Origin of the sequence: Tessaracoccus flavus, assembly GCF_001997295.1 — a bacterium.
Classification (GTDB): domain Bacteria; phylum Actinomycetota; class Actinomycetes; order Propionibacteriales; family Propionibacteriaceae; genus Arachnia; species Arachnia flava.
Window position 1 is genome coordinate 524,566 of record NZ_CP019605.1, and the last position, 26,157, is coordinate 550,722.

Here is a 26,157-nt window from a genome sequence, read left to right on the forward strand (position 1 = left end):
GGGTCAGTATTCAGGCGGCGCTGACACGAGCAGTTGCTCACGAAGCGGCATCTGGCTGGGACGACCGAGCACTCATCGTGACCTCGGCGACCGCCTGGTCTCCAGCTACGGCGGCTGGGCGATCGTGGCTTCCATCGATAGCCTCCCCGTCTACCTGCCCGCTTGCCCCGACGAAATCAGGCGTCTGGTGTGGTACAAGGACAACGCTCCCATCCGGGTCCCGGGTTGCGAATCAGTGGGAATCAGTTACCGTCACAACCGCGTGGGCTCGAAGCCCACGACAGCGGCTCCCGCAACCCACGTCAAATCGCCTCTCGTCCGCCCTCGGTAGACGAGGCGACCGGTACGCTTCAGTAACTACCCCTCTTAAGGAGATTGATTTGCTCAGGTTCGAAGACGTCACGTACTCCTACGCGCGCAGGCGTGCACCTGTACTTCGAAACTTCACTTACGAATTTCCTTCTGGGCGCTCAGTCCTGCTGGGGCCTAATGGTGCAGGCAAGTCAACTCTCATGTCCCTTGCCGTCGGCTGGAGGACTCCGCAGGCAGGCACAGTGAGTCTCGGTCCGGATGTGGGCCCGAAGCGGTCCGCATCAAGACGCGCACATGCATTGGCTCCGGGAACCGTAGGCTTCATGCCCCAAGATATTCGTCACCTCCCTGGGCTGACCGTTATAGAGCAGGTGCGCTACGCCGGGTGGCTGAAGGGAATGCGGCAACGCGACACGGAGGCTAAGTCCCGGGAACTCCTGTGCAGGCTGGGACTCGAAGACAAGATGGCTGACAGCGCCAAGAACCTCTCTGGGGGCCAACTCCGTCGTATGGGATTGGCAATGGCCATGGTGCACGAGCCAAAGGTTCTCATCCTCGATGAACCAACAGCCGGCCTAGACCCAGCGCAAAGATCAAACTTCCGTGAACTCATTGCCCAAGTTTCGGATTCGGAGATGATCATTTCTACCCATCAGGTGGATGATATCCAAGCAATCTACTCGAACGTTGCCGTGTTGCTCTCCGGACAGGTTGTTTGGGAAGGGACGCCTCGCGAGTTCGTCTCCCTCGCCCCCGAAGGTCCTCACCAAGCCGAACTCGCGTTCAAGGTTGTCATGAAGCAGGAAGGCCTCTCCGAATGAACTTCTCCACTGCCCTCCTGAAAAGCCCGGGTGTGTGGGTCGTCCCGATGGCCCTCGCCGTGTTGGTGTCCCGGATTCAAGGGACGGAGGAGTCAGGCGAAGGATATCATACTGCCGTGACACTCATGAATATATCGAGTGTCACGTTCATCGCACCCCTAGTGGCGCTATCCGCCGCTTGGGAGGGGACAAAGCTCCGCTACGCGCGCATTCTGACCATGCCTAGATCGAGGTCGATGCTGAGAATCCTCACTGCCCCAATGGCTGTATCGGTGGCGCCAGCCGCCCTGATCCTAACGCTCTTCACGATGTTTGACGGTCCAGCAGTAGGATCGGCGGATTGGCTCCTCATCATGAGCGGTGTCGTAACTTTGACGGCATGGGGGCTGCTTGGGCTGGGATTCGGCTGTGTGATGCCCCCTGTGGTCTCGTTGCCTTTGGCCATGCTGCTCCCCGCCGTCTGGCTGATATTTGCGCGTGTTTACGAACCTCTTTGGCTGCGCCACCTTACGGGGGCCTGGACCGGGTGTTGCTTCACAAATCAGACGATTGCCACAGAGCCCCTAGCGGCCGCCGTCATCTTCAACCTAGGAGTTGGTCTTGCAGGGATCTTGCTCTGCTGGGCCGCAACACTCCGTCTGCGTCGGCCGAACTCAATCAGGGGAATCACGTTCCTAACCATCTGCGTACTGGCATCGATCACCCTTGTGGCGGCTAACCTAGTGAAGGATTTCGGGTATAGCCCAGGCGTACCTAGAAAGGACGCCACTATTTGTGATGGGCTGGTGCCCGAGCTGTGCATGTGGGATGAGCATGAGCTGGTACGGGGCGAGGTTCGCCACACTCTCGATGAGGCAGCTTCTGCGTGGAACGCTGCGGGAGTCACGATGCCGGAGAGATTCGATGAAGGTGTCGAAGTTGCCGCAGAGGGCCACGTTCCACTCGTAATTCAGGGAACCGCGCCGAGCGAATACTGGTTATCCTCATTCGCGTTTGCTATGACGAATCGAACTTGCCCTGACGGAGTAGTGATGGGTGAAGCGCAAGGGTCGAGCCAAGATGGGTTAGCGGCGATGGGGTGGCTACTCGTTGTCGCCGGCGAGGACCCAGCCGACGTACTCAACGAGTCGACGCCTCCTGCAGCCGAAAAACTCCAAGAACTTCTAGCTAGTGGTGGCGATGCGAGCCTATGGGTAAATAGTGTCATCGAGCAGAGAGATGAGTGCTCATGACACTCTGGGCAAAGAACCGCTTGGTGTGGGCGACCCTGGCCGCAGTTGCTGCGTGCCTAGGCATCTCTGTTCTCTTCCCGACCGTGACGATCGCAGTCCCAGATATCCGCAACGGGACGCTCAGCCACGTCCCGCTGACAACCTTGATGATGGCAGCCCCCGCGCTTGTCGCAGGTGTCTGCATTAGTAGACGCTGGCAAGCCTTCGAGATACGGAACGTGCGTCAGGTCTGGATCTGGGACATCTTACTTGCATTCCTGACCCCAGTCTGTCTGATAGGTGTCGCAATGTCTGCGACTCCTCTAATGGCTGCCATCAGGACAGGGATTAGCCTGATAGGGGTCGTGCTCATAAGCAGCGTTTTCTTGCCCCCCGCCTGGGCTAGTGTCCCATCCTTGGGGTGGTTCGTTGCCTCTCTTGTCCTCGGTCGGTCTGGCGACCATTACGACTTTTGGGCCTGGCCGGCCGATGGAGGTCAAAACACTCCCGCGTGGGCAGGGTCGGTTCTCATCGCCATCTTGGGTGGTGCGCTCTACTGCACGGCGCACCATCCAAGCCGATGGGAGAATACTGCGTAGAATCAGTACTTTACCCCAACTTCGGTGACGGTCAGGCGATTGCCGTTCGAGTTGGTCGAACCGTTGAATTTGGTGACCATGAAGCGGTAGTTTCCGGCAGGTTGACGTCCGTAGTTGTACTCTCGGTAGGTGTTACCACTGAAGCACCCGAAACTCGCTTCCCCACGATTTTCGACGAGAAGACCTGTCTTCTCCAGCCTGTAGTGAACAGTGCTGATAGAACTGTACACGCCAGTGCAGTACTTGTGCCAAATGATTGTCCCGTTTGCGTCTGCGTTCTTATCCGTCCACGATCGGGAGGTGAACCCAGTATTGACGGCCGACATCGAACCGGTCCAGCTTCCTTCCGCGTGGGCAAGGAGCGGCGTCAGGGCGATACAGGTGGCCAGGGCGCCTGCGGCGGCCATCTTTCTGAGTTTGGAGCGCAACTGTTGAGGTCGCATGGTTGAATCCCTTCCTGTTACTTTAGTGCTTATGCGGCGAACTCCGTGTACGGTGGATCCTGATGGGTCGCTTGGTTTTCGTCTATTTTCTTTAAGGCGTCCGCGACGGGCATGCTCGGACTTGTGTTGACGACGGCTGGGCTCGGCGTCCCAACAAGGGCCAGTAGACAAGGATCAGTAGAGATGAGGAACGCACGTTCTACCGGGTCGAATGGTCGAACGTGCGTTCTATATCAATCTAGTGGCGTGGCGTCGAAGTAACTATACGGTTGGGTGAGACAATGGGGCATGGCAAACAAACCAGCACCAGCCCTGCCGCTTCGTGAGGGAGACCAAGCGATATTGGAGAAGGTGCTGCGCACCAGTAGCACCACCGCCGGTGCGGCGCAGCGGGCCAGGATCGTTCTGCTGGCCTCTCAGGGGACCACGAATGCCCTGATCGCTGAACTGGCGGGGGTGTCACGTCCGACGGTGAATCTGTGGCGGGGCCGCTACCTCGAACACGGGATGGCCGGGCTGGTCGACGTGCAGCGTCCCGGCCGACCGAAAGTGGTTGATGATGCGGAGATCATCACCGCGACGTTGACGCCGCCGCCTAAGAGACTGGGGGTGACGCACTGGTCGAGCCGGCTGTTGGCTCCCCGTCTGGGGGTGCACCACTCCACGATCACCAAGGCGTGGAAGAAGTACGGGGTCAGGCCCTGGAAGGCTGAGACGTTTAAGTTCTCCACCGAACCCCGAACTGGTGGCCAAGGTCACTGATGTTGTCGGGTTGTACCTGAATCCGCCGGAGAACGCGGTGGTGCTGTGCGTGGATGAGAAGTCCCAGATCCAGGCGCTGAACCGCACCCAGAAGGTGCTGCCGATGCAGCCCGGCCATAACGAGCAACGCAGCCACGACTACGTCCGACACGGCACCACCACACTCTTCGCCGCGCTGGAGATCGCCACCGTGTCACAGCGGACGACACGTTGACGCCATCGGTGGGTGGATTCTGCTACCCACCGATGGCGTCAAGCCTTCACCGTGGAAATGAATCAGGACAGCTTCTGGCCGTCCTCGAGTGCTCGCGCCACCAGTGGTGAGACATCGGCCAACGGGTTGCGCCAGTCGGCACGCGACGGATGAGTCACGGTGACGATCTGGGCTGTGATGCTCCTATGGATGTCAAGCGGCGTTGAGGTAGTCGCGGTAGGCGTTCGCAAGTTGGATGTTCAGGCGGGTGCCGCGTTCGAGTTCGCTGATGCGTGCTGGGACGGTTCCGAGGTGCTCGGCGGCCTGGGTCAGGGTGAGCCCTCGCAGGTGTCGGAGGGGACGGAGGTCGTCGATGCGTGGTGTGGGTGCGGGGTGGACGATGAGGTGCCAGGCCTCGCGGGCGATGGCGCGTTTGAGGCAGCGCAGGACGTCCTTCTTGCTCTTGCCCGCGGCGGTGAGTTTGGCGGCGTAGGCCTTGGTACGTGGGTCGGTGGACAGCCGTACGAGCGCGATCTGGTGTAGGGCCCAGTTGGCTTGCCGGTCGCCGCCGCGGTTGAGGCGGTGCCGGGTGGTTTTCCCGGAGCTGGCGGGGATCGGGGCGGCTCCGCTCAGCGCGGCGAAGGATGCTTCGGTGCGGAGCCGGGCGGGGTTGTCACCCGCGGTGATGAGCAGGGTTGCGGTGGTGATCACGCCGAACCCTTTGGTGGCGAGCATCGCGGGCGCGGACTGGGTGGTCAGGATGCGTAGCTCGGCGTCGATGTCGGCGATCTCCGCGGTGAGGTTCTGGTGGCGCCGTGCCAGCCGGCGTAGCGCTTGCCCGGTCGCGGCGGTGACACTGTTGACAGCGGGGCCTGGCCGGGTGGCGGCGAGCGTGTCGATCAAGGGGTCGCTGTCGAGGTGAGCGAAGCGGGTCCGGACGGCGTCCGGGGCGGTGATCAGCAGGGATGTGATCTGTCGATGCGCGGCGATGCGGGCCTTCATCGCGCTGCGGCGCACGGCCATCAGCACCCGAATCTGCTCGACTGGCCCGTCGCTGGTCTTCGCGATCGGCAGGATTTCCGGCTCGGCGAGGGCCTGCTGAGCGGCAGCGTAGGCGTCGATCGGGTCGGACTTCCCGCGGCGCCGTTGCGCCCTCTTGGGGCGGATCACCTCACGGATCGTGACGTCCGCGGCGGCGAGGTAGCGGGCCAGGCCCGCGCCGTAGGAGTTCGTGCCCTCGACGCCGACCAGCGCGATTGCACCAAACGATGCGACGAACCCGAGCAGTCGTTCATAGCCCGCGGGTGTCGCGGGCACTTGCAGGTCCCCGAGCCGGGCACCGCTACCGGCCGCGAGCACCGCGACGTGATGGGTGTCTTTGTGTGTGTCGACACCAGCAACGACGGCGTTGCTCGTGTCGCGGTCGATTGTCGTTGTTGTCATGATGGTGGCGCGCCTTCCTGATGGTGGGCACGCCGGTCGGGGGCCGGGCAGACAAGACGTTGATGGGGCTCTCCAAGCTCATATGAAGTCATGCAAGGCCTTCGACCGGCGCTCCTCGTCGGTCACCCACCGGCGAAGGGGTCGTGGACGGTTCAGATCAAAGACAGACCCCTGCGGGCCGCCAGTCAAGTTTCGGGTCACACGCCCCCTTGCCGGGGGACGGTTACATCCTCTACGTCAAGTTTCGTGGACAGGTGTTTTGTTGGTCAGGCCGCGGCTGCGGTCTGAGGTTGGTGGGCCGCGTGGACCGCCGCTGGGGTTTGGTAGTCGAGGGTGGAGTGACGGCGGCGTCGGTTGTAGAACACCTCGATGTACTGCATGACGTGGAGCCTGGCTTGGGCTCGGGTCGCGAACCTGTGCCGGTGGTACATCTCGTTCTTCAGCATCGAGAACCACGATTCGGCCACCGCGTTGTCGTGGCACGATCCGGTCCGCCCGACCGACAGCTGCACCCCGAGTTGGCTGGCGACGGCGGCGTAGTCGGCTGAGGTGTACTGAGATCCGCGGTCGGAGTGGAAGATCGCTCCAGGGGCGAGGTGTCCGTGGGTGTGGGCCATCCGCAGAGCGGCGCTGATCAGTTCGGTGCGCATGTGCTCGGCCATTGCCCAACCGACCACCATCCGGGAGTGGAGATCGATCACGGTGGCCAGGAACAGCCACCCCTTGCCAGTGCGCAGGTAGGTGATGTCACCGACCAGCTTGGTCCCTGGCGTGTCGGAGGTGAAGTCGCGTTTGACCAGGTCAGGGCGCTGTTCGGCGTCGTCGGCGGGGATCGTGGTGCGTTTCTTCGTCCGCGGCTGGATGCCGGCGATCCCGGCCTGGCGCATGATCGAGCGCACCATCCCCTCCGAGGCGGGCACGCCGTCGGCGGTCAGATCGGCGCGCACCCGGCGGTGCCCGTTGACGCCGTTGGAGGCGGTGTGGCTGTCGATCACCGCAGCGGTCACCTCCGCCCGTCGGGTCGCCGCCGGGCCCGGGGTATCGCCTCGCTTCACCCACGAGTAGTAACCGGCCCGCGACACGTCCAGCAGGCGGGTCATCAACTCGACCGAGTGGGTGGCCTTCTCCGCGTGGATCAGCGTGAACATGTCGGTCACGGTTGCGTCCTGGCGAAGAAGGCCGCGGCTTTTTTCAGGAACGCGTTCTCCTCCGACAGCCGGCGCACCTCGGCCTCCAACGCGGCCAGGCGGGCCGCCTCCACCGGGGGCGGGGCCTTCACCGGGTCAGGGTGCTGTTCCCGGTAGATCTTGACCCAGTAGCCCAGCGAGCTCTCATTGATCTCCAACTCCCGCGCGACCTGCGCGATCGGCCGCTGAGCGACCACCACGAGCTGGACCGCGTCAGCCTTGAACTCTGCGGTGTACTTCCTGCGTTTCGATGACATCTCGTCTCGTCGTTCCTTCCTGGTAACGACTGTCCACGAGAAGTGTCACACCCCAATCTTCAGTCCCCCAGGAGCACGATGTGTCGTGCTCCGCCAAGTCCGTCGAAGGGTCACGACCTCTCTACCTGCCGCCGCCCCCGACCCAGGGGGCGACGACCACGGTTGCGGCCGTAACCCTTCGACAAGCTCAGGGGGCAGGGCGACAAGCTCAGGGGCAGGGCGACAAGCTCAGGGGGGCAGGGCGACGACAAGCTCAGGGACCTGACCCGGGGATAGGCTGCCGACATGGGTTTCACGCACTTGGATTCTGCCGGGCACGCGCGGATGGTCGACGTCACCGCGAAGCAGCCGACGGTGCGCTCCGCGACGGCCGTTGCGAGCGTGCGTTGCTCGCAGGATGTGGTCTCGGCGCTGCGTGAGGGGACGGTGCCGAAGGGGGACGTGCTCGCGGTGGCGAGGGTGGCCGGCATCGCGGCGGCAAAGAAGGTGCCCGACCTGCTCCCGCTCGCCCACGTTATCGGCGTGCACGGCGTGACCGTCGACCTCGACATCGTCGACACAGGCATCGACATTACCGCCACGGTCCGTACCGCGGACCGAACCGGGGTCGAGATGGAGGCGCTCACGGCCGCGACGGTCGCCGCCCTGGCCGTGGTGGACATGATCAAGGGCGTCGACAAGCTCAGCGAGATCGTCTCGGCGAAGGTCGTCGCCAAGAGCGGTGGCAGGTCAGGCGACTGGACGCGCTGACCCAACGAGCACAGTCGGCGCTACTCGGCGCCGGCTCCGGGCGCATCCGTCGGGTGATCCGAGCCGTCGAGTTGCTCGACGATGTGATGCAGCAGCGGGCCGACGACCTCGACCGAGTCCCGCGCCCCGCCCCTGGACCCGGGCGCGTTGACGATGATCGCCCGCTGCTGACCGGGAAGCGCGAGGATGGCGGCGAGGCCGCGCGACAACAGTGCCCTGGGCTCCTTCTGGGAGCCCACCCGCCGCACCTCCTCCATGAGTCCGGGCACCTCGTAGGCCATGAGCTCGCGGGTGATCTCAACGGTGAGGTCGGTGGGGCTGATCCCTGTGCCGCCGGTGGTGAAGATGACACGCGCACCCTCGCGCACCGCGTCCTGGATGGCGCGCCGGATCTGCTCCGGATGGTCTGGAACGACGACGCCGTCGGCGACCTCGAAACCCAACTCGGCCAGTGCCTCGCGGAGCACAGGGCCGGATCGGTCCTCGTAGACGCTGGCGGCGGCCCGGTCGGAGCAGGTGATGACGGCGGCGGAATAGCTCATGACGGCCAGACTACTGCGCGGGGCTCCGCCGTCGCGGGCACCTCGACGCCAACCGCTCGCCGGTCACGCCGACGAGGACCAGCGACGCCCGCGAGATCTCGCGGGCGTCGCTGAGGTCGGTTGGCGAGTTCCTCAGTCCGTTGGCGTTCGGCCGCCCCCGTTGGCGTCGACGACGCCGTCGTGCAGCCGCAGGACGCGGTCGGCGCGCTCGATGAGGAGAGGGTCGTGCGTGGACACGATCGTGGCGATCCCCAACTCGTGGGTCAGGTGGACGATGAGGTCCATGATGGTGGCGGCGGTGTCGGAGTCCAGCTGCCCGGTCGGTTCGTCGGCGATGAGGATGTCGGGGCGTCCGACCAGCGCGCGGGCCACGCCGACCCGTTGCTGCTGGCCGCCGGAGAGTTCGTAGGGACGCTGCCGGGCATGTCGGGCGAGCCCGACGCGCTCCAGCATGGTGGCGACCCGCTCGTCCCTCTCCCTCGGATCGGTCAGGGCGAGGCGCAGTGGCACCTCGACGTTTTCTGCGGCCGACAGCACCGGGATGAGGCCGAAGCTCTGGAACACGTACCCGATCCGAGCGCGGCGGGTGGCAAGAACCTCGGCCTCGGGCAGCTCGGACAGCACGCGACCGTCGTCGAGAACCACGTGGCCGGCGGTCGGTCGGTCGAGTCCGCCGAGCAGGTTGAGCAGGGTGGTTTTCCCGGACCCGGACGGGCCGGTGACGACGGTGAGCTCCGAGGCGTGTCCCTCGATGTCGACGCCGGCCAGGGCGTGGACCGCGGTGGCACCAGCGCCGAACGTGCGTACCAAGCCCCGTCCGGCCACGCGGGCAAGTCCCGTCATGATTCGTCCTCCTCGACGCCTCGCCGGGCGGAGGGGGTGTCGGGCCAGACCCCGACGTGGTCGTCCTCCCTCGAGACCCGCACCCGCTCCCGAAGGCCAAGCTCGTCAACGTGGGTGGAGGGCAGTTGGAGGCGGCCGTTGCGGTCGATCACCGAGTATTCCTCGGCGATCTCGCGCTCGACACCGTCGGCGCCCCGCTCGGTTCGGCGGAGGACCTCGGTGGAGGTGCGGCCGTCGCGGATCTGGACCGTGCGGGCCACGTGCTCGCTGACCGTCGGATCATGGGTGACGATGAGCACGGTCGTGCCCACCTCAGTGGCGGCGGCCCGCATGATCTCGAGGACCGATGCGGAGTTGGTCTCGTCCAGCTCGCCGGTCGGCTCGTCGGCGAGGAGCACGGCCGGGGAGTTGGCCAGCGCCGTCGCGATGGCCACCCGTTGCTGCTGACCGCCGGACAGCTGGCCCGGCCTCCGGCCGGCCACGTCGGCCACCTCCAAGAGGTCGAGGAGGTCGCGGGCCCGCTGGCGGCGACCGGCGCGGTTGGCGATCACCATCGGCATCGCCACGTTCTCGGCGGCGGTGAGGAACGGGAGCAGGTTGCGGGATGTCTGTTGGAATACGAAGCCCACCGTGTGGCGTCGGAAGTCGATGCGTTGACGTCGGTTGAGTGTCCCGAGGTCCTGACCTGCGACGCGGGCCCGGCCGCCGGTCGGCTTGTCGAGGCCGGACAGGATGTTCAGCAGTGTCGACTTTCCCGACCCCGAGGCCCCGACGACGGCCACCACTTCGCCGGGATCGACGGTGAGGCTGAGCCCCTGCAGGGCCTGCACCTCGATGCCGTCGGTCACGTGGATGCGCACGAGGTCCTCGCACCAGATGTCGGGACCGGCGTGGGTGCGCTCCGCAGCAGCCAACGCCCGCCGTGCAGACAGTTCGGTCATCTCTGGTCTCCAATTCTCAGTTCCTGAGCCAGGTCGGTCCGCCCCGCGGACCAGGAGGTCACCGCGACCGCCATCGTCATCGTGGCCAGGAGCGCCCCGACGACGCTGGCCAGTGTGGGCCAGTGCACATGCAGTGTGGGGGAGTAGCCGCCCCCGGTGAGGGTCCGGAAGTCGAGACCGGCCAGCATCAGCGCGGCGAGCCCGATGCCCGTCCCCACGCCGACGACCAGCGCCAGCGCGATGGCCGGGCCCACCTCCCATGCCGCCAGCGCCCGGAGCTGGCCGGGCCGAAGCCCCAGAGTGCGCAGGATCGCGGCGAGGTGCCTCCGTTCGCCTCCGCCGAGCAGTTGCGACCCGATCACACTGAGCGCCATGAGAACGGCGGCGGTACCCGAGAGGATCCAGAAGGCGCGGCTGAGGCCGTCGATGGTGGGCGAGTCGCGCAGTTGCGCCAACTGATCCGCGACGTTCGTCACCCGGGAGTTGGGGACGAGCTGGGCTATCGCCGCGGCAACCTCACGCAGGTCGGCGTCGGGGTCCACCGAGATCAGGGCTGTGGTGGCCGTGGGCTGTCGGTCCCGCCAGCGGTTGACGTCTGCCAGCACCCAGGCAGACCCGGGGGAGGCTCCCGGGAGAACGCGCAATCCGCCCGCCACGCGGAGTTCCCCGAGCCCGACGACGGTTGCCCGGCCCGAGGTGGTGCTCAGGTCGCCGCCCAGGACGAGGGCCGGTTCCTCGAAGAGGGCGGCGGGTACGGGTGAGCCGCCAGGCATCGGCTGGTAGACGGACATCAGCTCCGGGTCGGCAAGCAGGACCCGCACCCAACGCTCGTCCCCGCCCAGCGTCACCTTGGCATTGTCGCTCGCCTCGTAGAGTCGGGCGACCGTGGCGACGCCGTCGACCGCCCGGAGTTCGTCCACCATCGGGTCGAGAACGCGTGGACCGCTGAGGTGGATGTGGGATCCGGTGCTGGCCCACGTCGCCCGCTCTGTTCCCGTGGCGACAGTGCCCACCAGGGTTGCTCCCATCACCGCCAGGGTCGCTCCGAGAAGGACGGTGGTGACAGGGACCACCCCTCCTGCAGGGTCTCGCAGCGACCGGGCCGCACCGAGGAATCCGGTGAGCCCCGGCCGACCCCGGGTCCAGCGGGCCAGGATCCCGAGGGGAAGGGGGTAGAGGCGCAGCACCAGGAGAGTTGCGGTGAGGGTCCAGAGCACCGGAGTGGCGGCTCCCAGCAGGTCGACGCCGGGGGCGGCCTCGTCATCGGGGCGGCTGAGCAGTTGGAACGTGGCCGCCGCTGTGGCCGTCCAGGCGAGCGCTTCGCCCGCGACGCGCCACCGGCTGGCGTGGAGGGAGAGGTCCGTGCGGGTGCGCCTGGCCCCGGCGTGGACAGCGCCGACGCCGAGGGCGACTACCGCGACGGCGGCCGAAAACAGCGTCGTAAGCCAGGCGACGGCAGGGTACGGGCCGGGGATGACGGCCACGGCGAGGAGGTGCCCGGCAACCGCAGCCGGGCCGGTCAGGACGGTGCCCTCGACGACCGCCATCCGGCGCGCCTGCGCGGGGGTGAGGCCGCGGGCGTGGAGCAGCTCGAGCCAGGGCTCCCGGCGCTGTACCACCAGCCGCGCCGCCAGGATCACGAGCGCCACGGCGACCGCGATCGGACCGAGGGCGGCAATCGTGAGGATCGATCGCGTGAGGGTCTGCTGCGCCACCACCCGGGTCAGGGTCGACCCCAGCTCCGAGTTGAGCCGGATGTCGGGGGAGCCCTCCGCCGTTGATGACTCATACCGCTGGGCCAGCAGCGAAGTGAGTTGCGCCGCCAAACCGTCGACGTCAACCCCGGAGGAGCGCAGCGACTCGACATCAAGACCGAACCACATACGGATCGTCATCCCTGAGTCCCAGCTGCGGGGCGTCCCGAGGTCCCCGGCCTGGGGGTGTAGGTCTCCGGCAGGAAGAGGCCCGCGTTCATCGCCACCCCGAGGTTGGGGTCGAGCGGCTCGGTGTAGGTCCGCCCGAGCGGCACGTGCTCCCAGCGCTGGGCGGACGGATCGGCCGGCCGGAACGTGGCGGACACCACGTAGTCCTCACCGATGCTGGACCCCACGGTCCAGCGCATCTTCTCGGCAACGCCCTCCAGCACGGCAACCTGGGTCCGCTCGCTGCCGGTGCCGAAGACCGGCCAGGCACCGTCGACGAGGATGGCGTGGTCGCTCAGGTGCGGGTAGACCAAGAGCGCGAGAACGGCCAGGTAATAGCCGGTCTCGGGCTCTGGGACCAGTTCGACCTCGCGATTGGCTCGGCCCACGAACTCGGGGTCCGCAAGCAACGATCGCAGGGGCTCGGGCTGCTCGTCCCTGATGGCACGGGCGGCCTCGAGCCGAGCCGGCCAGGGATCATCGACCCCATCGGGGCCAGACGGTCCGACGGCCTGAGAGTGTGCCCAGGACGCCTGCACGTCCCCCTGGATCGCCGACAAGCCCGCCAGTGCCTGCCCCAACTGCCGGTCGTCCAGGTCGCTCATCAGGCGCGGCGTGACACCGGCGACGGCGGCCAGGAGCGCGACGCTCAGCGCGAGGATCAGCGCGGGCCAGCGCTCCTCGTTGAACTGCCGCCAGAGCCATGTCACCGCGTTCACCTGACCTCCTCCCGGTACTCGGAGTCCAGCGCCTGTCTGCGGACGGCAGCCGACAGGAGCCAGAGGATCGCCGCCACAGCCGCCGCGCCAACGGCGAGGAGGACGAGCCAACCTGCGGCGTCGAGGGTCAACCGGGTGGCGAAGGCGACGGGTTCGGCGCTCGCTGAGCGGGTGACCGGATCAACCGTGAGCCAGGCCACCGCCCACCCCGAGCCCACGCCCGCGAGGGTTGCCAGCAGGAGAATGCCCCCGACCTCCCACGCCCGGCTCCGACCCTGAGCCACGGGCGGCATCCCTATGGCGCGGAGCACTGCCACCTCGGGCCGACGGTGGGCCACCTGGGTGGCCGTGGCGGCTGCGAGGCCGGTGACCGCGAGGATGAGGGCGCTCGCGGCTGCCACCCAGAAGGACTGGGTGGCGGGTGCGGCCCGGTCGCTTCCGCCGTCGGTCAACGCCACCGTCGCCACCCACGGGAGGGCGCCCGCCGCGCTGCTCGCCAGGGCGGGGTCGCCGTCGAGCTTGGCCCACAGTTCAGTAGGTGCCACCAACCGGTCGAGGCTGGTGGCGCGCATCGACGCCCAGGCGCCGCTGTCGAGAAGGAGCCCCAGCGGCGTGGTCAGCCCCGGGACCGAGCCGGTGATCGCCGCCACCTCCGCAGGGACCCCGCGGCCGAAGAGGGTGAGCTCGAACGTGTCCCCGGTGTCCAGCGTGGTCGCCTCGGACAGGGCGGGCGTGATCGCCACCGGGACAGGCGCAGGCGGCGGGGGAGTCCGTGGTGGGGCGACACCAAGGGGGTCATAAGCGGGGTCCAGCTCGACGCGGGGGCCGACGACGAGCGGGTCGGCCGCATCCGCGAACGTGAGCTGCCAGGGCGATGCGGTCGTGTCGACCGTGGAGATGGGCGGAACCGGGCGGTTGGAGCTGAACTGCTTGCCCATGATCTCTCCGGACCCCGTCTCGACGGGTGCATCGACCAGTTCCACCGTTGGGGTCACGGAGGCCTCGGCGGCCCGATACGGTTCGGCCGCGCCGTGGGCCAGCGCAGTGTCGGCTCCCCAATCGGCCGTCGCGCTCCCGAGAAGCGGCTCGGTGTCAGCCGAAACGGCCAGCGTGACCGCCACGGTGGGAGTGACGACGGAGAACCCCAGCGCCAGTGGGCGCATCGGCTCGATCGACACGGCGTCGATCAGGAAGCCGCGGTCGGCGGGCAGGTCGATCTCAAGCGAGGCCCGCCCCTCGCCCCCGGTGAACCCGATCTCGGAGAAGTCCTCGCTCGCGGTGGTCTCGGCCGCGGCGATCGTCAGCACCGGTCCCGCGACTGTGGACGACTCACCGGTATCGGCGTCTCGCAGTGTCAGCGTGGTGGCTACCGTGACCGGCCGGGAGATGTTGGCCAGGTCCGCCTCGATGGCGGCCCGCGCCATCTCTTCCCGGGCATCGTCGGGAACCTCGTCGGGCAGGAGATCGGTGGCGGCCCGGTGGTAGGACGGCAGGAGCCTCAGCGCTTCCTGCGCCCACGCGTCGAGCTGGACCGTCGCGCCCACCTCGATGAGAAGCGTGCCCGAGCCGGGGGAATCGGCAGGGGAGCGTGGCTCTCCGGCAGCCCGGGAGCCAACTCCGCCGCGGGCAGGGGCCGCCCGCCGGGTACCTCCGCCACGCTGCCGAGAACGCTCATCGGGGCGGCCAGTGAGGTGAGCGTCAGGTTGCCGATCGATGCGTTGGGATCCACCCAGACGGGCGCGCTGGCGGCCACGCCGGGGACCCCCTCGAGCGTCGGGAACTCCAGCGACCTCGGCGGCGCGGAGCTCAGGGAGGCGCGCAGCTCAGCGCCCTGACCGACCATGGCCGAATCACGAGCCAGCGCGGCCCCGGTGCCTGAATAGAGGGCTGCGAAGGTCGCGGTGCCGGTGGCCAGAATCGTCAACACCACCGGCACGGCCTGCACGACCAGACCGCGAGCGAGTTGTGCGCCGGCGAGCCAGACACCGGCCCCGTGCAGCTGCCTCGCGCCCAACTCCAGCACGCGGCTGACCGGCGCGAGAACGACGAGCCCCACCACCGCCGCCGCGGTGAGGAGTGAGGCTGGGGCGAGCGCCGGAATCAGGTCTGCCGTGACGGCGCCGTCGAGCGTCCGGACGAAGGTCACCTCTCGGCGCAACTGCCAGGTGGCCAGCGCCGCGACACCGCCCACCACCACGAGGGTGGCTGCTCCGGCCACTGCCCTGACCCGATCGGAGCGCGGTCTGCCGCCGCGGGCGGCGCGCAGCGTGCCGTTGACCGCCACCGTGATGAGGCAGGCCAGCGCCAACGCCAGGCTCAGCAGCCCACCGCTCAGGACGGCGGCCGTGTGCGTCCACGTGCCGGCGACCAGGCGAACCGCTACCGCGGCCGCAGCCACCCCCAGCGCCGTCCCCACCGTGGCGAACAGCACCGTCTCGGCGACCGCAGCTCCCACCAATTGCCGGGTGCTGGAGCCCCGGGCGATCAGAAGCTGGAGTTCCTTCTCCCGGGTGGCGTCGAGCAGCCCTGCCACTTGGGCAAGCCCGACGACGGCCACCAGAAGGAGGAGGGACACGGGCAGGATTCCGAAGGCCTCGGCAACAGCGAGCTCACGGGCGGCCCGCGCCGCGGTGGGCGCGAGATCTCCCTCGGTGGTGATGCCCCGTCCCGTGACGTCCGCGTCGGCCACCAGAGCCTTCGCGCGCTCCGCGCCCTGCGCCAGCACGCTCAGATGCTCCCCGGAGATGCGATCGGCCTCAGGAACCACTGCCCAGCGAATGAACGGCTGCTGTCCCTCGATGGCCGACTTCTCCACCACGAGCGGGCCGAAATGAGCGCCGTCGACGCCGCGCAGCGCAAGTTCGTTCCCGAGCCAGCGCGGATCGCTGACGTCCGCCGGCCTCCACAGGGCGGAGATGGTGAGGCGGCGTCCGTCGATCGTGAGTGCCTCTCCGAGTGCGATACCGAGCGCGTCGGCCGCGTCGCGGTGGAGGGCGGCCTCGCCAGGATTCGCCGGCCATCGTCCGTCGACGTCGAGCGCGCCCGGCAGGAGGTGCGCCCCTGACCACAGCACGAGACGTTGCCGGAGCGGCTGGCCCGAGACGGCGACCGGCCGCGGCTCGGAGACGATGGTGCTCCAGATCGAGATCGGCGCCGGGGCGAATCCTGCCACCAGCCGGTCGCGGGCCAGTTCGTCCTGCGCCAGGGGATCGGAGCCGAGACGGGTCTGGGCCTGAATCCCCACCTCACCCGGCGCCGCAGAGGTGAGCGCGGCCCGCGCCGCTGCTGTCGCCTGCGCGCCGGAGTTACCGAGGACGAACGCCAGGATGCCGCTCGTAACGGCCACCAGCGCGACGAGGGTGAGGAGCAGGACGAGTGATGAGCGCGCGCGTCGCACGCCCCAGCCCCACCACGTCGTCATGGCCGCAACCCTATCCCTGAGGTTCCTGACCGGGCCTCGATCGAGGCGGCGTCAGGCGGGATCTGCGCCGGGCTAGCGCTCGGAACCGTGTGGAAGCCCGCTCGACGGGGGGTCTCAGCGGGGCGCCGCGCTCAGGGGTGGCGTCGAGCGGTCTTCCACACGGTTCGGCTCCTCTACGGCCCTCCGGTGCCCCCGGCGCAGAGACAATCCGAACGCCCGGTCGGCATGCGGGATCCTCAGGCGGGTTGTTCACCGGAGTTGTCGAGTGGTGGCGTCACGGCCGACGACAGGTAGAGTCGGGCCGTGCTCGCCACTGACGAACTCAAAGACCTTGAGGGCCCCAAAGAGGAATGCGGAGTCTTCGGCGTCTGGGCCCCCGACGAGGACGTGGCCCAGCTGACGTTCTTCGGGCTCTTCGCCCTCCAGCACCGCGGCCAAGAGTCGGCGGGAATGGCGGTCAGCAACGGCTCTCGCATCATGGTCTACAAAGACATGGGGCTGGTGGCGCAGGTCTTCGACGAGGCGACGCTCAAGTCCCTGCCGGGTCGCCTCGCGATCGGCCACACGCGCTACTCCACCACCGGTGCCAGCGTGTGGCACAACGCCCAGCCAACGTTCCGGGCGGTCGCCGGGGGCGGGCTGGCGCTGGCCCACAACGGCAACCTCACCAACACCCACGAGCTTGAGGCCTGGCTGGCCGAGCTCGCGCCGTCGGCCGAGGTGCCGGCGAAGAAGACGATGGACTCCACCAACGACACCTCGCTCGTCACCGCGCTGATGTCGAGCTTCGGTGAGGAACCGGTCGAATCCATCGCGATGAAGGTGCTGCCCCGGCTCAAGGGGGCCTTCTGCCTCACGTTCATGACTGAGCGCACGCTGTTCGCGGCGCGCGACCCCCAGGGATTCCGGCCGCTCGTCATCGGTCGACTCTCGCACGGCTGGGTGGTGGCTTCGGAGACGGCCGCGCTCGACATCGTCGGCGCCAGCTTCGTCCGGGAGGTCGAACCGGGCGAGTTCATCGCCATCGACGAACGGGGGCTGCGGTCCCAGCGCTTCGCCGACTCCCGCCCCAAGGGCTGCATCTTCGAGTACGTCTACCTCGCCAGGCCCGACACCACGATCGCCGGCCGCGGGGTGCACACCACGCGCGTGAGGATCGGCGAGATCCTCGCCAGAGAGAGCCCCGCCGACGCGGACCTGGTCATCCCGACGCCGTCGTCGGGCATCCCGTCCGCCATCGGCTACGCGCGGGGATCGGGCCTGCCGTACGGCGAGGGGCTGGTGAAGAACAACTACGTCGGGCGCACGTTCATCGAGCCGACGCAGACCATCCGCCAGCTGGGCATCCGGCTGAAGCTCAATCCACTGCGAGAGGTCATCGACGGCAAGCGGCTCGTGGTGGTGGACGATTCGATCGTCCGAGGCAACACGCAGCGGGCTCTGGTCAGAATGCTGCGGGAGGCCGGTGCGAAGGAGGTCCACGTCCGGATCTCGTCGCCGCCGGTGCAGTGGCCGTGCTTCTACGGGATCGACTTCTCGACCCGCGCCGAACTCATCGCGCCCGGACTGACCGTCGAGGAGATCTGCCGATCGATCGGGGCAGATTCGCTCGGCTACATTTCGCTGGACGGCCTGACCGAGGCCACGCAGCTGCCCGCTGAGAACCTGTGCCGGGCCTGCTTCGACGGCGACTACCCCGTGGCGATACCGCCAGCCCACGCAGAACTGCTCAACCTGGAGGTCAAGTCATGAACCAGAGCGCCTACGCCGCGGCAGGCGTCGACATCGAGGCCGGCGACCGCGCCGTCGAACTCATGAAGGCGTCGGTGGGCCGAGCCCGTCGGCCCGAGGTGCTCGGGGGCCTGGGCGGATTCGCTGGCTTCTTCGACGCCTCCGCGCTCAAGGGCTACGACCACCCGGTGCTGGCCACCTCGACCGATGGGGTGGGGACGAAGGTGGCTATCGCCCAGGCCATGGATAAGCACGACACGATCGGTTTCGACCTCATCGGCATGCTCGTCGACGACCTCGTGGTCTGTGGGGCCGAACCACTGTTCGTCACGGACTACATCGCGTGCGGCAAGGTGGTGCCCGAGCGCATCGCTGCCATCGTCGGAGGTATCGCCGACGCCTGCGTCGCCTCGGGCGCCGCCCTGGTGGGGGGCGAGACCGCCGAGCACCCCGGCCTCCTCGAACCGCACGAGTACGACATCGCCGGTGCCACCACCGGGGTGGTCGAGCGCTCGAAGATGCTGGGCTCCGACCGGATCCGCATCGGGGATGCCGTGATCGCGATGGCCTCCTCCGGGTTGCACTCCAACGGCTACTCCCTGGTGCGGCACGTCCTCCTCGACCAGGCGGGCTGGTCCCTCGACCGCCAGATCGACGAGCTGGGCCGGACCCTCGGCGAGGAGCTGCTGGAGCCCACAAAGATCTACGCACTCGACGTCCTCGACCTCATCGGCAAGGTCGAGGTGCACGCGCTGAGCCACATCACCGGTGGTGGTCTCGCGAACAACCTGGCCCGCGTCATCCCTGGTGACATGGTGGCCGTGCTTCAGCGCTCAAGCTGGACGCCGCCGCCTGTGTTCGATCTGGTGCAGCGCGTCGGCGGCATCTCCCAGCGAGACATCGAGGCAACCCTCAACATGGGGGTCGGCATGGTCGCGGTGCTGCCGCCCGACCAGGTCGACGGCGCGCTGTCGGCATTGGCGGCGCGCGGTGTCGATGGCTGGACGATCGGTGAGATCCAGGCTCTGGAAGGGCCTGGCACCGCAGTGCTCGTTTAGGAACGGGCTCCCGCGATGGGCGCGATCGTCGCCAGCGTGCTTCCCATCCTGCTCCTTCTGGTGTTGGGCTGGGCTCTGCGGGCGGCGCGTGTGCTCGACGCTGTCGCCGTCGACGCCATCAAGGACTTCGTCTTCAAGGTGGTCCTGCCCGCGGTGCTGTTCCAGGCGTTCGTGTCCATCGAGCTGCGCGCGGAGTACCTCGCGCTCGTCGGCGTCGTGGTGGCGGTCTCAGCCGCGCTGCTGGCGGCCGGTTACGCGGCGCGCCGCGCCGTCGGCTGGCTGAATCCGCTCACCCCCTTCCTCGCCACGGGCTTCGCCTTCGGGATGGTGGGAATCCCGCTGTTCGCGGCGGCCTATGGGCTGGGCGAGCTCCCGGCCATCGGCATGGTGGGGCTGGGGAACGAGTTGTTCATCTGGCTCGTGTTCGTGCCGCTCGTGCAGAGGCTGACGCAGGGGTCGTCGGCAGGTCAGGCGCTGCGGGCGTTCGCCACCTCGCCAGTGGTCTTCAGCATCGCGGCGGGCCTCCTGGTCAATGTCACCGGACTCGGAGCACGCCTGGGGGAGGCGGCGCTCGGGGCGGCGGTGCTGGCGACGATCGAGCACCTGGCGGCCGTCGCAGTGCCGCTCATGCTCATCTTCGTCGGCCATGGGACCCGGCTCAGCCGCGACGGGGTACGTCAGGCGGCGCCGTTCGTCGCGGTCCGCGTCGCGGTCCTCGTCCCGCTGGCGCTGGGGCTGGGGCACGTCGTCGTCGACGGGATCCTCGGGCTGCCTCCCATCGTGGAGGCCGCCCTCTTCACGCTGCTCATCCTGCCTCCTCCATTCATCCTCCCCGTCCTCATCCCGCGGCGCCACCAGTCGGATCTCACCTACGCCACCAACGTGCTCAGCCTCCATACGGTGGTCAGCGTCGGGCTGTTCATCGCTTACGTCGCCGCGACAGGGTGACCCCGCGTCCCGGCTGCTAGCGTCCTGGCAGGAGGTGCCCCATGGGACACATCGTCGCGAGCGTTTTACCGATCATTCTGCTGATCGGGCTGGGTTGGCTGCTGCGAGCCACCCGGGTGCTGTCCGACGCCGGGGTGGACACCCTCAAGACGCTCGTCGTCAACGTCGTGCTTCCCGCGGTGCTGTTCAACGCCTTCCTCGGCATCGAGTTCCAGGCCGAGTACCTCGCCATCATCATCCTCGTGCCGCTCGTGTGCCTGGCGCTCCTGGCGCTGGGCTATGTGGCGAAGCGTGTCCTGCCCTCATCGAGCGAGGTGACCCCCTTCCTCTTCACCGGCTTCGAGTTCGGCATGGTGGGTCTGGCGTTGTTCACGGCCGCCTACGGTCTCGAGAACGTTCCGGTGGCCGGGATGGTCGGGCTGGGTCACGAGTTCTTCATCTGGTTCGTCTTCGTCACGTTGCTGCGGCGGGCCACGACGGGTGCGGTGAGTGCGGGGGAGGCGCTGCGTTCGTTCGCCACCTCACCGGTGATCATCGCCATCGCGCTCGGGCTGCTCCTTAACGTGACGGGGGTCGGTGGCCCGCTCGGTGAGACGGCCGTGGGCGGGGCATTGCTCGTGGCCACGCAGTACCTCGCAGCCACGATCGTCCCGATCATCCTCATCGTCGTCGGCCACGGCACCCGGCTCGGTGCAGCGGGCGTGCGCCAGGCGGCGCCGCTCGTCGCGGCCAGGTTCGCGGTGGTGCTCTCGCTGGCACTGCTCCTCAACTACGTCGTCATTCGGCAGTGGCTCGGGCTGCCGCCCATCGTCGAGGCTGCCCTCTTCACCCTCCTGATCCTGCCGCCGCCCTACATCGTGCCGATCTTCCTGCCCAAGCACCGGGCCGCCGACATGACGTACGCGAACAACGTGTTGAGCCTCCACACTGTGGTGAGCGTCGCCGCCTTCATCACGTACGTGGCGCTCACTGGTTGAAGCTTGAATTAGCGAGGGTAATGAACTAGGCTAAGGATCCGACGAAAGGATCCCGTGCCTGATTTTGACTCCGACCTGCTGACGCTGGCCAACGACCTGCGCGTGGCCTGCCAGCGCATCGCCCGCCGCGTACGCTTCGAGAGCACCAGCGACGTGGCACCCCACCTGTTCTCCGTCCTCGTCGGCCTGCACAACGACGGGCCGCAGACGCCCACCCAGCTGGCTGGTCGTGACTCAGTCAGCACCCCCTCGATGACGCGGTCGGTCAACTGCCTCGCCGACAAGGGGCTCGTCGAGCGGCTCCCGCATCCCGACGACGGCCGCCAGATCCTGGTCCAGCTCACCGACGGCGGCCGCACGGTGATCGACGAGACGATCGCGAGCCGCGACACCTGGATGCTGCACCACATCGCCGGTCTGGCGCCGGATCAGTTGGCGTTGCTTCGTCAGGCAGCCGACCTGCTCTCGGAGGTGGCCAGTGCCGAGTAGTTCACGTCTCTTGGCTTCGTTCTCCGTCCGCAACTACCGCTACTTCTTCCTCGGCGCCCTCGTCAGCAACGTCGGCACCTGGGTGCAGCGCATCGGCCAGGACTGGCTGGTGCTCACCGAACTCACCGACGGCTCCAGCGCCGCCCTGGGCATCGTCACGGCGCTGCAGTTCCTCGCGATCCCGCTTCTGGCCCCGTACGCGGGGGCCGTGGCGGACCGCGTGTCGAAGCGCAAGCTGCTGATGGTCACCCAGATCCTCCTCGCGGCGACCGCGTTCGGCCTGTGGGCGCTGGTGGCACTCGACGTCGTGCAGCTGTGGCACGTCTTCGTCTTCGCGTTCCTCCAGGGCGTGATCAGCGCCTTCGACAACCCGGCGCGTCAATCGTTCGTGTCCGAGATGGTGCCGCCCGGCCTGCTGTCGAACGCAGTCGGGCTGAACTCGACCTCCTTCAACGGCGCGCGCCTGGTCGGCCCCGGCGTCGCAGGACTGACCATCGCCGCCTTCGGAGTGGGTCCGGCGCTGCTGTTCAACGCGCTGAGTTTCCTGCCCATGATCGTCGCCATCGCGTCGATGAACGCCGCAGAACTGCAGCCGGCCCCTCCCGTCAAGGCGCGCGGCGCGACCCTGGATGGGCTGAAGTACCTGACGGGGCGGGCGGATCTGATGATCGTCATGGTCATCGTCTTCATGCTGGGTACCTTCGGGATGAACTTCCAGATCTACAACGCCACGATGGCCACCCAGGTGTTCCAGAAGGGTGCCACCGAGTACGGCATGCTGGGCACCGTCATGGCCGTCGGCACGCTGGCCGGGGCGCTCCTTGCGGCCCGGCGAGCCAAGCCGAGCTTCCGTACTCTGCTGCTCTCGCTGGCGGGCTTCGCGGTCAGCTCCGCGCTGCTGACGGTCGTGCCCAACTACACCGGCTACTCGCTTCTGCTGATCCCCGCCGGGTTCTTCGCCCTGACTGTGATGACTACCGCCAACGCCTCCGTGCAGCTGGCGACGGCTCCGGAGTACCGCGGGCGCGTCATGGCCATCTACGTGGCCATCTTTGTGGGAGGCACGCCGCTGGGCGCGCCCATCATCGGGTGGATCGGCGAGGTCTGGGGTCCGCGCGCGTCCATCGCCGTCGGCGCGGTCGCGACGGGTCTGACCGTCGTCGGCGTGCTCGCGTACCTGGTCCTCCACGACGGCTTGAGGCTGGCCGTCGAGCGAGGCTGGCCGCTGCGACTCCGCGTCTGGACCGCGGCCCGCGAAGCCGCCTGACACCGTTCGTCTCCCCGAGTAGGGAGCGAGGTAAGAGCGGTGGTTTGTTCGTCTCCCCGAGTAGGGAGCGAGGTAAGAGCGGTGGTTTGTTCGTCTCCCCGAGTAGGGAGCGAGGTAAGAGCGGTGGTTTGTTCGTCTCCCCGAGTAGGGAGCGAGGTAAGAGCGGTGGTTTGTTCGTCTCCCCGAGTAGGGAGCGAGGTAAGAGCGGTGATTTGTTCGTCTCCCCGAGTAGGGAGCGAGGTAAGAGCGGTGATTTGTTCGTCTCCCCGAGTAGGGAGCGAGGGACGAGCGACCGTATCGAGGGGCGTCCCCCGTCGTCTCGCCCCACTTGCTTGGCGGGGACGTCTGCCCGTGCCGGCACCGTGGGTGAAGGACGGCTATTTCCCGGGTGAGGGGGACGTCGCGGTGAGCCCTGAACGCCAACGCAGTCACCGCACCGCCAACGGGGTGGTGGCCGAAACGCCAACGCAGAGACCACAACGCCAACGATGATCGGAACTCGCCGACGATATTCATCGACGCCCCGGATATTTCGGGGGCGTCGATGGACTCCGGGGGCGTGTGGTTGTGGTCGTTGGCGTTTCCGCGAAACCGTTGGCGTTCCCGCAAAACCGTTGGCGTTCCGGGGAGACCGTTGGCGTTGCGGTGACCCCGTTGGCGTTCCCGCGAAGCCGCCTGACACCGTTCGTCTCCCCGTGTAGGGAGCGAGGTAAGAGCGGCGGTTTGTTCGTCTCCCCGAGTAGGGAGCGAGGGGCGAGCGACCGTATCGAGGGGCGTCCCTCACCGTCTCGCCCCACTTTCCCGCCGTTCCGGCACCGTGGGTAAGGGAGCGGAGGCATGTGCCGAGAGGTGCCATTCAGCGACATGTACGACCACTGTGGTCGCGCGTGTCACCAAACTGACCCTTTCAGAGTGGGTCAATAGAAGCCAGGTGACGTGGACGGTGGTGGGGTGTCCGCTCGCTCCTCGCGGCCGCGCGAGGGACGGAACGCACGAGCGGCGCCCCCCGGGAGGGTGGCGCCGCTCGGCGATGGGTCGATCAGCCGATGCTGTCGATGATCTGGTTGAAGGTGGCCGACGGGCGCATGACGGCCGCCGCCTTCTGGTCGTCGGGACGGAAGTAGCCGCCGATGTCGGCGGGGGATCCCTGGACTGCGATGAGTTCCGAGACGATGGTCTCCTCTGCTTCGGTCAGGGCGTCGGCGACGGGGCGGAAGATCTCCGCCAGTCGGGCGTCGTCGGACTGCGTGGCGAGCTCCTCGGCCCAGTAGCGGGCCAACCAGTAGTGGGATCCGCGGTTGTCGACCCCGCCCAGCCGGCGCGTGGGGGACTTGTCGTTGTCGAGGAACTGCCCGGTCGCCCGATCCAAGGTCGTGGCCAGCACGCCAGCCCGATCGTTGCCCTCGGCCTGAGCCAGGTGCTCGAACGACGCGGCCAACGCCAGGAACTCGCCCAGCGAGTCCCATCGCAGATAGTTCTCCTCCACCAACTGCTGGACATGCTTGGGCGCCGATCCGCCGGCACCCGTCTCGAACAGGCCTCCGCCGGCCATGAGCGGTACGACGGACAGCATCTTGGCGGAGGTGCCAAGTTCGAGGATCGGGAACAGGTCGGTCAGATAATCGCGCAGCACGTTGCCGGTGACCGAAATCGTGTTCTCGCCGCGCCGGAGGCGCTCGATCGTGTACTTCGTGGCCTCGACGGGCGAAAGGATCTCGATCGTGAGGCCCTCCGTGTCGTGGTCGGCCAGGTAGGTCTTGACCTTCTCGATGAGGTTCAGATCGTGCGCGCGCTCGGGGTCGAGCCAGAACACCGCCGGCCACCCGGTGGCGCTGGCTCGGCTGACGGCGAGCTTAACCCAGTCCTGGATCGGCGCGTCCTTGGCCTGGCAGGCGCGCCAGATATCGCCCGCGCCGACCTCGTGGCTCATCAGCACGTCTCCGGCCGAGTTGACCACCTCGACGACACCGTCGGCCTTCATCTCGAAGGTCTTGTCGTGAGAGCCGTACTCCTCGGCCTTCTGCGCCATGAGCCCGACATTGGGGACCGTGCCCATCGTCGTCGGGTCGAAGGCGCCGTTGGCCTTGCAGTCCTCGATCACGGCCTGGTAGACGCCGGCGTACGACGAGTCGGGCAGGACCGCGAGCGTGTCGGCCTCCTCGCCGTCGGGGCCCCACATGTGGCCCGACTGCCGGATCATCGCGGGCATCGAGGCGTCCACGATGACGTCGGAGGGCACATGCAGGTTGGTGATGCCCTTGTCGGAGTTCACCATGGCAAGCTCCGGCCCGTCCGCCAGCCCCTGCTCGAACGCCGCGCGGATCTCCGCCCCGTTGGGGAGGGCGTCGAGGCCAGCGAGGATCGCGCCGAGGCCGTCGTTGGGGGAGAGGCCCGCCGCGGCGAGGTCGGCGCCGTACTGCTCGAACACCGCGGGGAAGAAGGCGCGGATGACGTGGCCGAAGATGATCGGGTCGGAGACCTTCATCATCGTCGCCTTGAGGTGGACCGAGAAGAGAACCCCGGAGTCCTTCGCGGCCGCCACCTGGTTGCGGAGGAAATCGTCGAGAGCGGCCGCACGCATGACGGTGGCGTCCACCACCTCGTCCGCGAGCACCTTGAGACCGTCCTTGAGGATGGTCTCGGTGCCGTCCGCGGCACGGTGCCGGATGGTCAGCACATCGGCGGCGGGCAGCACGACAGACTGCTCGTTGTGGCGGAAGTCGCCCTCATCCATCGTGGCGACGGCGGTCTTGGAGCCAGCGTCCCAGGCGCCCATGCGGTGCGGGTTCTTCTTCGCGTAGTTCTTGACCGACTCGGGCGCCCGACGGTCAGAGTTCCCTTCGCGGAGAACCGGGTTGACGGCGGACCCCTTCACCCGGTCGTAGCGTGCGCGGGTTTCCCGATCCTCGTCGGTCTGGGGATCTTCCGGGTAGTCCGGTAGTGCGAAGCCCTGAGCCTGCAGTTCCGTGATCGCGGCCTTGAGCTGCGGGACGGAGGCCGAGATGTTCGGCAGCTTGATGATGTTGGCCTCCGGCGTCTTCGCAAGCTCGCCCAGCTCGGACAGGGCGTCGTCGACCTGCTGCTCGGCGGGGAGACGGTCGGCGAACTGCGCCAGGATGCGTCCGGCCAGCGAAATGTCTCGGGTCTCGACGTCGACACCAGCCTGACCGGCGAAGCTCTCGACGATCGGGAGGAAGGAATACGTGGCGAGAAGGGGGGCCTCGTCGGTGAGGGTGTAGATGATCTTGCCCATGGTGCTTCGGGAACTCCTCGAGGTTGAATGCGCCCCTCAGCTTAGCCCTGATCCGTCGAGTGCCGCTC

22 protein-coding genes are annotated in these 26,157 nt (G+C 67.6%); 11 read left to right on the forward strand and 11 right to left on the reverse strand.

Translation table 11 applies throughout. The annotated features are described in order from the left end of the window. Positions 1–77: 77 nt before the first annotated feature. Together RPIT_RS02265 and RPIT_RS14850 are read left to right on the forward strand one after the other, a co-directional pair. Positions 78–1,133 carry an ATP-binding cassette domain-containing protein gene (locus RPIT_RS02265; RefSeq protein WP_226996316.1) on the forward strand — a complete coding sequence of 352 codons (1,056 nt, stop codon included), beginning with the start codon at positions 78–80 and terminating at the stop codon, positions 1,131–1,133. Next, complete coding sequence (locus RPIT_RS14850) at positions 1,130–2,365, forward strand: DUF7224 domain-containing protein (protein WP_143028156.1); 1,236 nt, start codon at positions 1,130–1,132, stop codon at positions 2,363–2,365. Before RPIT_RS02265 ends, RPIT_RS14850 begins: the two co-directional genes overlap by 4 nt. A 580-nt stretch (positions 2,366–2,945) precedes the next feature. On the opposite strand, the gene RPIT_RS14855 is transcribed toward RPIT_RS14850, so the two are convergent. Then, the gene (locus RPIT_RS14855; RefSeq protein ID WP_143028157.1) at positions 2,946–3,350 is read right to left on the reverse strand and encodes a hypothetical protein; all 405 of its coding nucleotides are present in this window, start codon (positions 3,348–3,350) and stop codon (positions 2,946–2,948) included. 324 nt (positions 3,351–3,674) lie between these two features. On the opposite strand from RPIT_RS14855, the gene RPIT_RS02275 reads away from it, so the two are divergent. Continuing rightward, complete coding sequence (locus RPIT_RS02275) at positions 3,675–4,148, forward strand: helix-turn-helix domain-containing protein (protein ID WP_418361363.1); 474 nt, start codon at positions 3,675–3,677, stop codon at positions 4,146–4,148. Continuing rightward, positions 4,132–4,362, forward strand: coding sequence for a hypothetical protein (locus tag RPIT_RS16075; RefSeq protein ID WP_418361364.1), 231 nt, complete (start codon positions 4,132–4,134; stop codon positions 4,360–4,362). The genes RPIT_RS02275 and RPIT_RS16075 overlap by 17 nt, the downstream gene beginning before the upstream one ends. 192 nt (positions 4,363–4,554) lie before the next feature. Here RPIT_RS16075 and RPIT_RS02280 read toward each other — a convergent pair whose 3' ends face one another. After that, positions 4,555–5,784: an IS110 family RNA-guided transposase gene (locus RPIT_RS02280; protein WP_077340210.1), complete on the reverse strand. Its 1,230-nt coding sequence runs from the start codon at positions 5,782–5,784 to the stop codon at positions 4,555–4,557. A 266-nt stretch (positions 5,785–6,050) separates the two neighbouring features. Then, positions 6,051–7,228, reverse strand: a protein-coding gene (locus RPIT_RS02285; RefSeq protein WP_093664625.1) for an IS3 family transposase whose coding sequence is annotated in 2 segments (ribosomal slippage) — positions 6,051–6,970 and positions 6,970–7,228 — 1,179 coding nt in all. Because the reading frame shifts where the segments join, the coding sequence is not laid out codon by codon here. Positions 7,229–7,513: 285 nt separating this feature from the next. Between RPIT_RS02285 and moaC the strand changes: the two genes are divergently transcribed. Continuing rightward, positions 7,514–7,978, forward strand: coding sequence for a cyclic pyranopterin monophosphate synthase MoaC (gene moaC, locus RPIT_RS02290; protein ID WP_077340223.1), 465 nt, complete (start codon positions 7,514–7,516; stop codon positions 7,976–7,978). Between the two features lie 20 nt (positions 7,979–7,998). Here moaC and RPIT_RS02295 read toward each other — a convergent pair whose 3' ends face one another. The 7 genes from RPIT_RS02295 to RPIT_RS02325 all read right to left on the reverse strand — a co-directional run bounded on the left by RPIT_RS02295 (position 7,999) and on the right by RPIT_RS02325 (position 16,366). Continuing rightward, positions 7,999–8,520: a MogA/MoaB family molybdenum cofactor biosynthesis protein gene (locus tag RPIT_RS02295; protein WP_077340225.1), complete on the reverse strand. Its 522-nt coding sequence runs from the start codon at positions 8,518–8,520 to the stop codon at positions 7,999–8,001. Positions 8,521–8,652: 132 nt separating this feature from the next. Then, positions 8,653–9,363: an ABC transporter ATP-binding protein gene (locus RPIT_RS02300; RefSeq protein ID WP_077340227.1), complete on the reverse strand. Its 711-nt coding sequence runs from the start codon at positions 9,361–9,363 to the stop codon at positions 8,653–8,655. Beyond that, positions 9,360–10,304 carry an ABC transporter ATP-binding protein gene (locus RPIT_RS02305; protein ID WP_077340229.1) on the reverse strand — a complete coding sequence of 315 codons (945 nt, stop codon included), beginning with the start codon at positions 10,302–10,304 and terminating at the stop codon, positions 9,360–9,362. Before RPIT_RS02305 ends, RPIT_RS02300 begins: the two co-directional genes overlap by 4 nt. After that, positions 10,301–12,199 (reverse strand): ABC transporter permease, encoded by a 1,899-nt coding sequence (locus RPIT_RS02310; RefSeq protein ID WP_157633322.1) that lies wholly within the window; start codon positions 12,197–12,199, stop codon positions 10,301–10,303. The genes RPIT_RS02305 and RPIT_RS02310 overlap by 4 nt, the downstream gene beginning before the upstream one ends. Further along, positions 12,196–12,936: a hypothetical protein gene (locus RPIT_RS02315; protein WP_157633323.1), complete on the reverse strand. Its 741-nt coding sequence runs from the start codon at positions 12,934–12,936 to the stop codon at positions 12,196–12,198. The genes RPIT_RS02310 and RPIT_RS02315 overlap by 4 nt, the downstream gene beginning before the upstream one ends. A 5-nt stretch (positions 12,937–12,941) precedes the next feature. After that, positions 12,942–14,489, reverse strand: a complete 1,548-nt coding sequence (locus RPIT_RS02320) for an ABC transporter permease (RefSeq protein WP_077340235.1) — start codon at positions 14,487–14,489, stop codon at positions 12,942–12,944. Then, positions 14,444–16,366: an FtsX-like permease family protein gene (locus tag RPIT_RS02325; RefSeq protein WP_077340237.1), complete on the reverse strand. Its 1,923-nt coding sequence runs from the start codon at positions 16,364–16,366 to the stop codon at positions 14,444–14,446. The genes RPIT_RS02320 and RPIT_RS02325 overlap by 46 nt, the downstream gene beginning before the upstream one ends. Positions 16,367–16,669: 303 nt before the next feature. Here RPIT_RS02325 and purF point away from each other — a divergent pair, with 303 nt between their 5' ends. The 6 genes from purF to RPIT_RS02355 are packed head-to-tail and all read left to right on the forward strand — an operon-like array spanning position 16,670 to position 22,836. Beyond that, positions 16,670–18,118: an amidophosphoribosyltransferase gene (gene purF / locus RPIT_RS02330; protein WP_077340239.1), complete on the forward strand. Its 1,449-nt coding sequence runs from the start codon at positions 16,670–16,672 to the stop codon at positions 18,116–18,118. Then, positions 18,115–19,155, forward strand: a complete 1,041-nt coding sequence (purM, locus tag RPIT_RS02335) for a phosphoribosylformylglycinamidine cyclo-ligase (protein WP_077340241.1) — start codon at positions 18,115–18,117, stop codon at positions 19,153–19,155. The genes purF and purM overlap by 4 nt, the downstream gene beginning before the upstream one ends. Positions 19,156–19,170: 15 nt before the next feature. Beyond that, a complete protein-coding gene (locus RPIT_RS02340; protein ID WP_077340243.1) occupies positions 19,171–20,103 on the forward strand; it encodes an AEC family transporter in 933 nt (310 codons plus the stop codon). Between the two features lie 41 nt (positions 20,104–20,144). After that, complete coding sequence (locus tag RPIT_RS02345) at positions 20,145–21,080, forward strand: AEC family transporter (protein ID WP_077340245.1); 936 nt, start codon at positions 20,145–20,147, stop codon at positions 21,078–21,080. A 54-nt stretch (positions 21,081–21,134) separates the two neighbouring features. Further along, entirely contained in the window at positions 21,135–21,569 is a 435-nt protein-coding gene (locus tag RPIT_RS02350; protein ID WP_093664632.1) for a MarR family winged helix-turn-helix transcriptional regulator, read from the forward strand. Between the two features lie 10 nt (positions 21,570–21,579). Continuing rightward, the gene (locus RPIT_RS02355) at positions 21,580–22,836 is read left to right on the forward strand and encodes an MFS transporter (protein WP_226996317.1); all 1,257 of its coding nucleotides are present in this window, start codon (positions 21,580–21,582) and stop codon (positions 22,834–22,836) included. Positions 22,837–23,875: 1,039 nt separating this feature from the next. On the opposite strand, the gene RPIT_RS02360 is transcribed toward RPIT_RS02355, so the two are convergent. Beyond that, a complete protein-coding gene (locus tag RPIT_RS02360; RefSeq protein ID WP_077340251.1) occupies positions 23,876–26,089 on the reverse strand; it encodes an NADP-dependent isocitrate dehydrogenase in 2,214 nt (737 codons plus the stop codon). Positions 26,090–26,157 lie beyond the last annotated feature (68 nt).

Bases quoted from the DNA above. Each gene is read 5' to 3' on its own strand.
- RPIT_RS14850 (WP_143028156.1), top strand. From the start codon at position 1,130: ATGAACTTCTCCACTGCCCTCCTGAAAAGCCCGGGTGTGTGGGTCGTC.
- RPIT_RS14855 (WP_143028157.1), bottom strand. From the start codon at position 3,350: ATGGCCGCCGCAGGCGCCCTGGCCACCTGTATCGCCCTGACGCCGCTC.
- RPIT_RS02275 (WP_418361363.1), top strand. From the start codon at position 3,675: ATGGCAAACAAACCAGCACCAGCCCTGCCGCTTCGTGAGGGAGACCAA.
- RPIT_RS02280 (WP_077340210.1), bottom strand. From the start codon at position 5,784: ATGACAACAACGACAATCGACCGCGACACGAGCAACGCCGTCGTTGCT.
- moaC (WP_077340223.1), top strand. From the start codon at position 7,514: ATGGGTTTCACGCACTTGGATTCTGCCGGGCACGCGCGGATGGTCGAC.
- RPIT_RS02295 (WP_077340225.1), bottom strand. From the start codon at position 8,520: ATGAGCTATTCCGCCGCCGTCATCACCTGCTCCGACCGGGCCGCCGCC.
- RPIT_RS02300 (WP_077340227.1), bottom strand. From the start codon at position 9,363: ATGACGGGACTTGCCCGCGTGGCCGGACGGGGCTTGGTACGCACGTTC.
- RPIT_RS02305 (WP_077340229.1), bottom strand. From the start codon at position 10,304: ATGACCGAACTGTCTGCACGGCGGGCGTTGGCTGCTGCGGAGCGCACC.
- RPIT_RS02310 (WP_157633322.1), bottom strand. From the start codon at position 12,199: ATGACGATCCGTATGTGGTTCGGTCTTGATGTCGAGTCGCTGCGCTCC.
- RPIT_RS02325 (WP_077340237.1), bottom strand. From the start codon at position 16,366: ATGACGACGTGGTGGGGCTGGGGCGTGCGACGCGCGCGCTCATCACTC.
- purM (WP_077340241.1), top strand. From the start codon at position 18,115: ATGAACCAGAGCGCCTACGCCGCGGCAGGCGTCGACATCGAGGCCGGC.
- RPIT_RS02340 (WP_077340243.1), top strand. From the start codon at position 19,171: ATGGGCGCGATCGTCGCCAGCGTGCTTCCCATCCTGCTCCTTCTGGTG.
- RPIT_RS02345 (WP_077340245.1), top strand. From the start codon at position 20,145: ATGGGACACATCGTCGCGAGCGTTTTACCGATCATTCTGCTGATCGGG.
- RPIT_RS02360 (WP_077340251.1), bottom strand. From the start codon at position 26,089: ATGGGCAAGATCATCTACACCCTCACCGACGAGGCCCCCCTTCTCGCC.